13 protein-coding genes are annotated in these 12,387 nt (G+C 30.5%); all 13 read right to left on the bottom strand.

The annotated features are described in order from the left end of the window. Nucleotides 1-3: 3 nt before the first annotated feature. The 13 genes from CP960_RS03995 to CP960_RS03930 all read right to left on the bottom strand — a co-directional run bounded on the left by CP960_RS03995 (nt 4) and on the right by CP960_RS03930 (nt 11,872). Entirely contained in the window at nt 4-1,017 is a 1,014-nt protein-coding gene (locus tag CP960_RS03995) for an energy-coupling factor ABC transporter ATP-binding protein (RefSeq protein ID WP_101183970.1), read from the bottom strand. Continuing rightward, nucleotides 1,005-1,700: an ABC transporter permease gene (locus CP960_RS03990; RefSeq protein WP_101183968.1), complete on the bottom strand. Its 696-nt coding sequence runs from the start codon at nt 1,698-1,700 to the stop codon at nt 1,005-1,007. The genes CP960_RS03995 and CP960_RS03990 overlap by 13 nt, the downstream gene beginning before the upstream one ends. A 27-nt stretch (nt 1,701-1,727) precedes the next feature. Then, nucleotides 1,728-2,549 carry an ABC transporter substrate-binding protein gene (locus tag CP960_RS03985; protein WP_101183966.1) on the bottom strand — a complete coding sequence of 274 codons (822 nt, stop codon included), beginning with the start codon at nt 2,547-2,549 and terminating at the stop codon, nt 1,728-1,730. A 31-nt stretch (nt 2,550-2,580) separates the two neighbouring features. Next, on the bottom strand, nt 2,581-3,828 hold the full coding sequence (locus CP960_RS03980; protein ID WP_101183964.1) for a molybdopterin molybdotransferase MoeA: 1,248 nt from the start codon (nt 3,826-3,828) through the stop codon (nt 2,581-2,583). Continuing rightward, nucleotides 3,818-4,798 carry a cysteine desulfurase gene (locus tag CP960_RS03975; RefSeq protein WP_101183962.1) on the bottom strand — a complete coding sequence of 327 codons (981 nt, stop codon included), beginning with the start codon at nt 4,796-4,798 and terminating at the stop codon, nt 3,818-3,820. Before CP960_RS03975 ends, CP960_RS03980 begins: the two co-directional genes overlap by 11 nt. Then, nucleotides 4,798-5,169: a winged helix-turn-helix domain-containing protein gene (locus tag CP960_RS03970; RefSeq protein WP_101183959.1), complete on the bottom strand. Its 372-nt coding sequence runs from the start codon at nt 5,167-5,169 to the stop codon at nt 4,798-4,800. Before CP960_RS03970 ends, CP960_RS03975 begins: the two co-directional genes overlap by 1 nt. Then, nucleotides 5,166-5,582: a ModE family transcriptional regulator gene (locus tag CP960_RS03965; protein ID WP_101183957.1), complete on the bottom strand. Its 417-nt coding sequence runs from the start codon at nt 5,580-5,582 to the stop codon at nt 5,166-5,168. Before CP960_RS03965 ends, CP960_RS03970 begins: the two co-directional genes overlap by 4 nt. Beyond that, nucleotides 5,575-6,366: a formate dehydrogenase accessory sulfurtransferase FdhD gene (gene fdhD, locus CP960_RS03960; protein WP_101183954.1), complete on the bottom strand. Its 792-nt coding sequence runs from the start codon at nt 6,364-6,366 to the stop codon at nt 5,575-5,577. The genes CP960_RS03965 and fdhD overlap by 8 nt, the downstream gene beginning before the upstream one ends. Nucleotides 6,367-6,454: 88 nt before the next feature. Next, nucleotides 6,455-7,348, bottom strand: coding sequence for a formate dehydrogenase subunit gamma (locus CP960_RS03955; RefSeq protein ID WP_191321654.1), 894 nt, complete (start codon nt 7,346-7,348; stop codon nt 6,455-6,457). A 5-nt stretch (nt 7,349-7,353) separates the two neighbouring features. Next, nucleotides 7,354-7,959, bottom strand: a complete 606-nt coding sequence (fdh3B, locus tag CP960_RS03950) for a formate dehydrogenase FDH3 subunit beta (RefSeq protein WP_101183950.1) — start codon at nt 7,957-7,959, stop codon at nt 7,354-7,356. An 11-nt stretch (nt 7,960-7,970) separates the two neighbouring features. Then, nucleotides 7,971-10,799: a formate dehydrogenase subunit alpha gene (locus CP960_RS03945; protein ID WP_228152007.1), complete on the bottom strand. Its 2,829-nt coding sequence runs from the start codon at nt 10,797-10,799 to the stop codon at nt 7,971-7,973. A 16-nt stretch (nt 10,800-10,815) separates the two neighbouring features. Beyond that, entirely contained in the window at nt 10,816-11,019 is a 204-nt protein-coding gene (locus CP960_RS03935) for a Tat pathway signal protein (RefSeq protein ID WP_101183944.1), read from the bottom strand. A gap of 85 nt (nt 11,020-11,104) precedes the next feature. Next, nucleotides 11,105-11,872, bottom strand: coding sequence for a TorD/DmsD family molecular chaperone (locus tag CP960_RS03930; protein ID WP_101183942.1), 768 nt, complete (start codon nt 11,870-11,872; stop codon nt 11,105-11,107). Nucleotides 11,873-12,387 lie beyond the last annotated feature (515 nt).

Below are 12,387 nucleotides of genomic sequence, written 5' to 3'. Positions count from 1 at the left end.
TTTTTAAATCCAACAAGCTTTACTTGTATCAATTGTTACATCTACTTCACTTCCTGGAAGTAAATTTTTCTTTTCTATTTCTTCTTTTGGAAGTTTACTATTTAAAGTAATACCGCCTATTATAAACTCAACTTGCATTTGCTCATCACAAGTTGGTTTGTGTATTGAAGTAATTACAGCTTTAATACTATTTTGACTCTTTTTATTCAAATAAATATCTTCTGAGTTTAACATTACAATAGAGTCTCTTTTTTTATATAAACTATCTTCAAATACTAATTTTTGTCCACATAAAAACTCTTTTACTAAGTTTCCATTTATATCTTTTTTCCAAGGAGCAAAAAGTAAATTTATACTTCCATTTTCAACTAACTTACCTTGAAAAAGTGCAACTTTTTTATCACAAGTATGATTTAACCAATTATGGTCATGACTTGAAATAAATAAAGTTGTATCCCATTTTTGTTTTGCTAAAAATATAGCCTCTTTTATTAATTGAGCAGAGTTTGTATCAACTCCTGAAGTAGGTTCATCTAATATTAAAACTTTTGGCTTTAATATTAATCTTGCAGCTAATGCTACTCTTTGAGCTTCTCCACCTGATAATTGACTCCATTTCCTATTTTTAAAAGAGCTTTCAAGACCAACTTGTTTTAATGTAGTTTCAACTCTTTGTCTTAAATCTTTTGTATCATTTCTTAATCTTAATCCATATGCTATATTTTCAAAAACACTACGTTTTAAAAGATATGGATTTTGAGGAAGAATTACAATATCTCTTTTTATTTTTTGTTCAAGTTTTTTACTATCTATTCCATTAAATAAAATTGTTCCAATAGTAGCTTTATTGACAAAAGACAAAAGAGAAAAAAGAGTAGATTTACCACTACCATTTGGTCCAAACACACCTGTGATTTGACTCTGTTCTAATATTAATTTATCTATGTCCAACACTTTTTTTTCATCATGAAAGTGTTCTATATTTCTTAATTCATATAAAGGATTCACTGTGTCCATTTCCTTTTTAGCATAGATAAAGCAATATTAACCATTAGTGCAACACAAAAAAGAACTAATCCAAGAGCAATACCTGTAATAAACTCACCTTTTCCAGTTTCAAGTGCAATAGCAGTTGTAATAGTTCTTGTATGATATTTAATATTACCACCAACCATCATAGAAATACCAATTTCAGTTACAATTCTTCCATAAGCTGTCATAGCAGCTGTCATAAGACCAAATCTTGCTTCTATTAATGTTGCTATTAAAATCTGTTTTGAATTTGCACCTAAACCTTTTAAAGAGGTATATAATCTTTTATCAATTGCTTCTACTTGAGTTGCCGTTAAGGCAATGATTATAGGAAGACCTAAGACAATTTGACCAATTATAATCGCTTTTTGACTAAACAATAAGCCAAATTCACCAAACACACCACTTCTTGAAAGCATTGTATAAGCTATTAATCCTATAACAACTGTGGGAAGTGCTAAAAGTGTATCTACAACTGTTCTTACAGCTGGTTTGCCAGGGAAATTATAATACCCTAGCAAAAACCCTAAAGGAAGGCCAATAATTAAGCTTATAAGTAGTGACCAAGAAGATACTGTAACTGTTACTGCAATTGCAGAATATACACTATCATTTCCTGATGCAAGTAACTTCAAAGCTTCATTAAAGCCATCAGTAAAAAGATTCATCCTATACTCTTACCTTGTAAAAACTTACTATTTATCTGCATTAGGAATAAATAAAGATTTTCCTAATAATCTAAAATCTGCAATAAATTTTTGTGTTTCATCTTTAATAATCCAGTTTGTAAACTGTTTTGCTAATTCAGGTTTTACATTAGAGCATTTTTGTTTATTAATTGTAATTACACTATATTGATTAAATAACGATTTATCACCTTCAACAACAATTTTCATACTATTTTTATCAGCTTTTTGAGATTGGTATTTAATCCAAGTTCCTCTATCTGTCATTGTATATCCATCTTTTTCAGCAGCCATGTTAATAGTTCTTAACATACCTTGACCTGTTTGAACATACCATGATGCTTTTTCAGGAGCCTTTGATAAAGCTTTTTTCCATAAACTAATCTCTTTTTTATTAGTTCCTGAATTATCCCCTCTACTAAAGAAGTTTGCATTCGCTTCTTTAATTTTTGCTAAAGCTTTACTTGGAGTCATACCATCAACATGTGCAGGGTCAGATTTTGGACCAATAATTACAAAGTCATTATACATAACTTGTTTTCTATTAACTCCATATCCACTATTTACGAATTTTTTTTCACTTGCTGGTGCATGAACAAAAAGAATATCTACATCACAATTTTTCCCCATTTTTAAAGCTTTACCAGTTCCTGTTGCAACCCATTTTAAAGTAGTACCAGTCTCTTTTTGAAACTTTGGTGCTAAATAGTCTAATAATCCAGTATTATCTGTACTTGTTGTTGTAGCCATCATTAAATCTTTTGCCATTAAGTTTGTTGATACAACCATTGAAACTGATGCTAAAAGCATTGTTAATTTATTGAATTTCATTGTTTTCCCTTTTTATAAAAAATTAAATTGTTTAATTAAAAATATCTATTTGTTTATTTAATAGTTTGTTATTAAATTTAATAACACCAACCTCTTGATTACATTTTATACAATCAGTCTGTTTATTTGTTACTAATAATGCATTACTTTCATATAAAGCTGTAATCATCCCCGAACCATATTTATTATCTCTTGTTACCTTAAAACCTCCATTTTCACAAAGTCCAAGTACTACATTTACTCTTCCTTGCTTAGTTTTGAACTCTTTTTTATTTGTTGCTTTTATTATGTCATGATAAAAGTTTTGACACCCCTGAAGCTTTTTTAATACAGGTATTGCAAAAAGATGCATATTTACCATTGCAGTCAAGGGATTCCCAGGAAGTGACATTACAGTAGTTTTACCCATTTTCCCCATCATTATTGGTCTTCCTGGTTTTACATTCACTCCATGAAATGCTGTTTGTAATCCATTTTCTAAAAAAGCTTGAGCAACAAAATCAGCATCTCCCATAGAGATACCTCCTGTTGTTATAACAACATCATAACTTTTTAAATTAGAAATAAACTCTTTTGAACTTTGTAGGTTATCTGGAATTACACCACTATATGTAGCAGTAAAACCTTTTTCTTTTAGAAGTGAAATCAACGCATATGAGTTACAATTATAAATCTCGTCTTCACTAGATGTTTGCCATGGCTCTTTTAATTCATCTCCTGTTGATAAAACAGCAATTGAAATATCTTTAAAAACTTCAACCATTACAATCCCTTGAGAAGCTAACAAAGTAATATGTGAAGAGTCAATTACTTCACCTTTTTTAAATAAAATATTACCTTTTGTTTGTTCTTCACCTTTTAATCGTAAATTGCTTCCTTTTTTTATCTGAGTTGGTAAAGTTACTAAATCTTTTGTAACATCTTTACAATTCTCAATTGGAACAATTGTATCAACATCACTTGGAACTTGTGCTCCTGTCATAATCTTATAACATTCACCCTCTTTTAAATCTGCTTGAACTTTTTCATCTTTATCTCCAGCATAAATTACTCTTTTAATATTTAATGTTTTTCCAGCATCTTCATACTTAAAAGCAAAGCCATCCATTGCTGAATTGTTAAATGAAGGTAAATTTTTCTGACAGATAATATCTTGTGCAACAACTTTTCCTAAAGATTCTAATAAAGGAACCATTTGTGTTAATGTAGTTGAAGTAACAAGTTCCAAGCTTTTATTTACTGCTTCATTAAAATCTAAATATGTTAATTTATTGCTCATTTAAAACCTTTATTTGTCGATATTTCTTATAAAAAAGTTTTGATAGTTTTTGAATATCCTCTTTTGAATACTCTTCAATAAATGATAAAGAGATTGCATTTCTACTAGTTAATTCATCATAACCCATACTTTGAATAATTCTTGAAGGTTTAGAAAGACCTAAAGAACAGCCCTCACCATTTGTAATAAGTACATTTGATAAAGATAGTGTTCTTATAAGTTCTCTTGCTTTAATACCTTTTAATCCAAAGTGTAAAGAGTAATCTAAAGTTGTTTTATAATCTACAAAAAAATATAAATCATCTTTAAAAACTTCTTGTAACTCTTTTATAAAAATCTCTTTATTAGTTGTATTAAATTTTTGCTCTTTTAAAGCTTGTAATGTGAGTTTTACTGCAATTGAGTCTATATTTGCTATATTTTGTTCTTCAAACTCATCATTATATAAAACTATAGCACTACTTGTATATCCACAAAGTTTATAACAATCAAAAATTGCAATATCACAAACTTCATCAAAATTAGCACTACAATTTGAAATAATTTTTGCACTATTTAACTTTTTTATATTTTTTAATTCTGTTTTAACAAAAGTATCCATAACATAAGAAGAGATAAATATATAATCAAGCTTTCTATGTTCTAAAATACTTAAATCAACACTTCCATCTTTTTTTAATTCAAGCCAAGTTATTTCTAAACCTAACTTTTCATACTCTTGTGCTGCTTGTATAATCGCTTCTGATTCTCCTTTACTTACAGCAATTTTTCCTTTCAAATCCAAAAACAAGCCTAAAACTCCTGCTTTTGAAAAATCTATTGTTTTTAAATCATTAAAATTATATTTTAATAAAAACTCTTTTTTTAAACTATAAAAGGTGTCATTATTGCTTAAAACATTAAGGGAGTCATCTTTTGTAATATGATAATTTTGCACATTTGGATACAATAAAAAATTTAATTTATACACTATTTATCCTCCTTTGGACTAAGTATTTCTTTCCCATCTTTATGGAATAGTTCTTGAAATCTTTGCTCTGAATATTTCTTTATATCGTGTTCTAGTATTTTATATGTTTGAATAACTTCTCTTGCTTTTGGAGTAAGTGTTGTGCCACTATTTTCACCTCTACCTTTGAATCTAAGAACCAAATCTTCTTCAATATGTTTTTCTAAAATTTTGATATGTGTCCAAGCCTTTTTATAGTTCATACCTACTTTTTTTGCTGCTTCTGCAATTGAACCAGTAGTATCTATATTTTCTAAAACTTCTGTCTTACCACTTCCAAAAATTAGATTCTCTTCATCATCTTCTATCCAAACTTTTACTTTTACTTTCATTTTTTACGACCCTTTTTCTCTCTAAAACAGCCTAATTGGCAATGAGTTACTTCAATATCAGAGTTTTTAACAGTTGAACCAACTGTTCTTAATGTAGATTTTTGAGCTTCATCCCATAAAACTTTGCACTCTAACTCTTTATGTCCCATATAATTCTTTTTTAATCTATTATAAACTTCTATATGGGGATCATGAAACTTTAGTTTTCCAAAAACACCTAATTCACAATTTGTGATTTTGATGCCTAAACTTTTAGTAATTGCAGACATTTCTTTAGGTTTTTTACCTATTAGTCTAGCAACTTTAAATGCTTTTAGACAAGACAGTTTCCCGTCTTCATCTAAATTTGTTAAGATTAACTCTTTTTGTATATTATCAAGTTTTATGTCCATATTATCGTCAATACTAGACATCTATTCTTCCTTGATGTGTGTATAAATTCATTCTTTTGCCTCTAGCAAATCCAATTAATGTAACCCCATGTTTATGTGCAGTTTGTACGCCAAGATAAGTTGGTGCTGTTCTTGAAACTACAATAGGGACTTTATGCATTACTGCTTTTGTAACCATCTCAGAAGATAATCTTCCACTTACAAATAGAACTGATTTTGTTGTATCTAAACCTTTAAGTTTACACTTACCTACAACTTTATCAATTGCATTGTGTCTTCCAATATCTTCAGAAGTTACTGTTGTTCCATCAAGCAGATATATCATCGCTTTATGTACACATCCTGTTAATTTATAAAGTTCGCTCTCTTCGTAAAATTTTTTAACTTCTCTTGAGATAACTTCTGGTTTCACTTGAAAAGAAATTTGATTAAAAGGTATTTCTACACTTCCTTCAACATTTCCAGTCACTCCTCCACCACAGCCACTTACAAGAGTTTTTTCTGTATATAAATTTTCCAATGAACCTTCATTGATTTTTGCTTTAATGTCAACAGTTAACCCATCCTCACTTACAGTTAACTCTTCAACATCATCAATACTTGATATAACATTTTCACTCATTAAAAAGCCTACTGCATGTGCATCTTGATCAATAGGTATGCACATCATAGAGATTGCTTTTTCACCATTTAAGTAAAGATTCAATCTTGACTCTTCAATTGTTACATCATCAAATTCTACGGCCTCATTTCCCGAAACTTTATCTATTATTACACTCTTTAAATACTTCTGGTTATTATCCATTCTTTTCCACTCTTTTTAAATATGGTTAAAGGGCATATTTCAAAATTTTTAAAAAACTAGTAAGAGTCTAATCTTACCAGTTTTTTCTTTATATTTTATTATTTTCTTTTAATTCTTTATAATAAGAGCTGTGAAGAATTTCAACTTCTTCTTCTTCTTTATCTCCTGTAATCATCGAATGTATTGCACCTTTAATGGCAAACATTGACATATAAACATGTGTAAAGAATAGTGCTGCAACTGCCATACCTAATATATTATGTACAATGGCACTTAATCTTAAAAAGTCAATTTGAGATAGTCCCATTGACTTAATAATTGCCAATTCAAAATCTTGGAAATACATAGCTGCACCTGTTAGAATCATAACAATTCCACCAAAAGTACAAACCCAAAACCACATTTTTTGTCCAGCATTAAATTTTCCTGCTGGAATTGGTCTTTTTACTTTACTTAAATATCCACCAAGAATCATCATCCATTTTACATCATCCATTGTAGGAAGCATCTCTTTAATCCACATTAATGTCATTGGAACTACTGCTATTGCAAAAAATACTGTTGAGATTGCATGTAACTCTTTACTAACCTCTACAAAAGTTCCTCCACCAAAAAATGAACCAAAAATCATAATAAATCCAGTTGGAATCAATACTAAAAATGAGAATCCCGCTAACCAGTGAATAAATCTATGAAATAAATTAAATACATGAATTTTTTTTCTATCATGAGAAAATACTTTTGGTCCTATTATAAAATAGTGTAGTGCAAATACAGCAGGTACTCCAAATAATATAGCTAAAAATGCAATTGAAAAATATTTACCTTGAAGTATTGTAAACCACTGACCTAAGTGTAAAGAGCCCTCTTTATCATAACCTAAAATATTTGTAACTAACTCTTCACCATAAATAGCACTATCAGCAGCAAATGCTGCTGTAGTTAAAGCTAAAAAGATGATTAATATATTTCGTTTCATCATATGCCTTATTTTGCTCCGTATGCTCTACTCCAAGTCATAGGTGCAGTTTGAACACCATGACCTCTTGCTAGAACTCTTTCTCTGTAAATTGCACTAACTTCTTGTGCATCACCAACTAATAGTGCTTTTGTAGAACACATAGCTGCACATACAGGAACTTTTCCTTCAGAGATTCTATTTTGACCATAGATGTGTCTCTCTTCTTCACTATTTGTCTCTAATGGACCACCAGCACACATTGTACATTTATCCATAGCACCTTTTGTACCAAATGCTCCATCTCTTGGAAATTGTGGAGCACCAAATGGGCAAGCATATAAACAATAAGCACAACCTATACATTTCTCTTTATCATGAAGAACTATTCCATCTTCTCTGATATAGAAACAATCAACTGGACATACTTGCTCACAAGGTGCATCTGTACAATGCATACAAGCTATTGATAAAGAGTATTCTAATCCCTCTTTACCTTCATTTAATGTTATTACTTTTCTTCTATTGATTCCTGCTGGTAACTCATGAGCTTCGGCACAAGCAATTGAACAACCGTCACACTCAATACATCTACCCTCATCGCAATAGAATTTTAATCTTGACATTTCACTCATAACCTAAACTCCTACGCTCTTTCTATTCGGCATAATCCGCCTTTTGTCTCTGGAATTTGTGTAATAATGTCATAACCATAGTTAGTAACAGTATTTGCACTTTCACCAATAGCATAAGGTTTTGTTCCTTGTGGATACTTATGACTAATGTCTTCACCTTGGAAGTGTCCTGCGAAGTGGAAAGGTAAAAATACTCTATCTGGACTAACAGCAAAAGAGTATTTAGCTTTAACTTTAATCTTCGTTCCTTCAGGAGCATGAATCCAGATCATATCTCCATCTCTAATACCTAGTTGACCTGCTAACTCTGGGTTAATATCACAGAACATTTCTGGACTTAACGCAGCAAGATATTTAGATGCTCTATTTTCCATACCAGCACCATTCATATTTACAAGTCTTCCTGTTACTAAGTTAATAGGGAAGTCTTTAGACCAATTTTGTTCTGACTGTTTAGAGATGTATTGTGTATCAACTCTATAATGATTAGCTTTATCCGCATATGCTGGATATTTTTTAACTAAATCTTGTCTTGGAGAGTGTAAAGGCTCTCTATGCATTGGTATTTCATCTGGGAATGTCCATACTCTAGCTCTTGCTCTTGCATTTCCGTATGGTGCAATTCCTGCTTCCATACATTTTTCTGCAATAATATTAGATGTATCAACTTTCCAGTTTTTACCAATTCTTTTCTTTTCATCAGCAGTCAATTTGATATTTAACACTTCTTCAATGTTATCTCTTGTAATTTCAGGATATCCACCATCAACTTTTGAGTTTTTAGGAGCACTTCCTTTTCCTGCTAATTGAGAAACACCATCATGTTCAAGTCCAAATCTATTTCTAAATCCCATACCACCGTCTTTTACACTTAAATTAGTGTTATACAGTAGTGGACTTCCACCATGATTCTCTGTCCAACAAGGCCAAGGTAAACCATAATATTCACCTTTCATTTCTCCATAACCTCTAAGCGATACTTGGTCAAACATATGCCAATTTTTTGTATGCTTTTTGATTCTTTCAGGAGTCCAACCTGTTAAACCAATAGTTTTTAATGTTCTTGCAATCTCTCTTGTTGCATCTTCTGGCCAAGTAAATTTACCACTACTATCTTTCATAGCAGCTGTATATTCATCGTAAAAACCTAATCTTTTTGCAAATTCAAATAGAATTTCTTGGTCAGGTTTTGACTCAAATAATGGCTCAACAACTTGAGTTCTCCATTGTACAGATCTATTAGTTGCAGTAACAGAACCACTTGTTTCAAACTGTGTTGCTGCTGGTAATAAGAAAACATCATCTTGTTTATCAGTTAATACTGCTGCTTCATTTACAAATGGATCAGCTAAAACTAATAGTTCTAAATTGTCTAAACCTTCTTTAATTTTTGCTTGTTGAGCAACAGATGTAATACCATTACCCATTACAAAAAGAGCTTTTAAACTTGTTTTACCATTATGTGATTTATCATTTCCATTTTTACCATCTAATACACCAGCCCACCATCTAGCAAGTGTAAATCCATTTTTATTCATCCATTCAGGAGATTGAAATTGTCTAGTTAACCAACCATAGTCAACTTTCCATTGTTGTGCAAAATATTTCCATGAACCATCACCTAATCCATAATAACCTGGAAGTGTATGTGATAAACAACACATATCAGTAGCACCTTGAACATTATCGTGCCCTCTTAAAATGTTTGTTCCTCCACCAGCTTTACCCATGTTTCCAAGAGCAAGTTGTAAAATTGGAGCCATTCTTGTATTAGAAGAACCAATTGTGTGTTGAGTTAGACCCATAGCCCAGATTAATGTACCTGGAGAATTTTTTGCATAAACAGTTGTAATTTGAATTAATTTATCAGCAGGAACACCAGTTACATCAGCAACTTTTTCAGGAGTCCATTTTTTAGCTTCTTCTTTAATTAATTCCATTCCATAAACTCTATCTTTTATGAAACTTTCATTAGCCCAACCATTTTTAAAAATAATATTCAACATTCCATACATAAAAGGAATATCAGTACCTGGTCTAATTTGACAGAAATAATCAGCTTTTGCTGCAGTTTTAGTGTATACAGGATCCACTACAATCATTTGTGCATTATTTCTCTCTTTTGCTTTAAGAAAGTGTCCAAATCCTACTGGGTGATTAACCGCTGGATTAGCACCAAAAATAATTATAGCTTTAGCATTTTGTATATCACCTAAAGAGTTAGTCATAGCGCCATAACCCCATGTATTTGCCACACCGGCAACTGTTGCACTATGTCAGATTCTAGCTTGGTGATCTATATTATTAGTCCCATACATTGCTGCAAACTTTCTAAAATAATAAGCTTGCTCCGTACTCATTTTTGCTGATCCTAAGAACATTGTTGAATCAGGGCTTTCTTTTTCTCTTAAGTCCTTCATTTTCTTAGCGATTCTATCATATGCTTCATCCCAAGAAAGTCTTTTCCATTGTCCTTTTTCTTTTACCATTGGATGTTTAAGTCTAACTTCAGACCTAACCATATCAATCATATCAGCACCTTTACAACAATGACCACCTAATGATACAGGGTGATCTTGTGCAACTTCTTGTCTTACCCAAACGCCATTTTGAACTTCTGCAATAACACCACATCCAACAGAACATGCAGTACAGATAGTTTTTACTTTTTTAGAACCTGGAAAAGGATTTTTTACCTCTTCAGCAGTAGCTTCTCTAGTAACACCATCATTGCTTGCAAAAGCGCTTACAGCACTAGAAGCCGTAGCAACAGCAGCCATTTTAATAAATGATCTTCTACCTACTTTAGCTTTTAATGCATCATATGTACTATTTGACATACTAACACCTTTTTATTTATTTAGCTTGTTTGTAATACTCTTCCCAAGCTTTTGATTTTTTGTATAAAATCTCTTTTTTAGGAGATTTTCCTACAGTAACACCATTAGAATCCGCTTCATAGCTTTTTCCACTTGCAGCTAGTGTAGTAGCACCAACAGCTACACTTGCACCAACAACCATTGCACTTTTTTTGACAAACTGTCTTCTATCGTCTTGCATAGTTGATCCTTATTGTTTTTTCAGTCTCTAAGAGACCAAGAAAAAGTAAATTTATTACTCTTTCTTGGCCTCTTAAAATTTTTAATTAAATGTCACTTTCTACATCATAAGTAACAAAAACATCATTATCTTGTTTTTTTGCTCCTGCCGCTTTTGCAGCTTTATTTCTTGCTCTTCTTTCCATCTCTTCTTTAGAAATAGGTTCTTCACAAGAAGCTTGCTCTTTTACAATCTGTTTTGGTTTTGCTCTTGAAACTTGTAAATATAATCTTTCAAACTCCATAAAAGATAGTAATGCAACAATCACATCTTTAAATATATCCGCTTTTTCATGCTCATATACTTCTTTTGAAAACTCATCTACAAACTCATTTAAAATATCAGCAAACATACAGTGTTGAACTGTTTTGTACTTCTCTTGACCTTCACTTACTAAATGAGCTAATTCTGATAAAACAGCAAAAATAAAACCAATATTATCTTCATATTCTGAATATTTTTTTTCATCTCTTCTAATTTTTGTTTTTGCTAAAAAGTCAATCATTTGAACTCTTTTTTTACCACTTTCTACTTGCTCATCATAATAAGATGCCGTAGTTCTTACTTGTTTTGTTTCTGGATTATGAAAAATATCATCATACTCTTGTAATAAAGCCACATTTGAATCTTTTTGAAGCTTATTACTAAGATTTAAAAAAGCTTGTGCAGATGAACTATCTAAAGGATTATTTTTTACAATATCAAGTAAACTCAATAATTGAAAATATTTACTTTGATCTGTAAGATAAACAAAAAAGCTACTAAATATTTTGTAGTAAACTGCTCTTGCTTTATTAACTTCTTGTTCTTTCATCTTTTTTCCTTGCCAAAATAAAAAAGTAAATTTTTCATGACTTTTAAATAGGACAATATTAGTCATATTTTTTACCATTTTTTAAATTATCTTTTTTCTTTTGGTAAATTTTTATTTACCTAATTGTAAGTATAGATTCTTTAAAGATAACTTAGTTTAGCATTGTCAAACATAAGCTTTATCGGGTTATGAAAGTAGAAGTGTTAATAAAAGAAACACTTTAAAAGTGTAACTTTCCTGACATATTTTTGGTTACTTTTTATTTACTTTTTTTTATGATTTTTTACTATTCCCAAGCTATCATAATTTTAAAAATATGCCATTTTTGCACATTAAAAAGTTATAGTAAAAAAAAGAGTGATTTTTTTGTCAATAATCTTATAAGTAGTTTAATTTTGATAAATTTTGAAATTTTTTGAAATTTTTAGATTTTAAATAAAAATCCTCCCTAAAAAAGAGAGGATTTTTTTGAAATTTTTAGACTTTTTTATCTTCTTTTAATTTTTTATAAAAAG

Origin of the sequence: Malaciobacter halophilus (assembly GCF_002837275.1) — a bacterium.
In the GTDB taxonomy this organism is placed as follows: domain Bacteria; phylum Campylobacterota; class Campylobacteria; order Campylobacterales; family Arcobacteraceae; genus Malaciobacter; species Malaciobacter halophilus.
The sequence above is the reverse complement of the archived record's forward strand: the minus strand, read 5'-3'. Positions and strand labels throughout refer to the sequence as shown.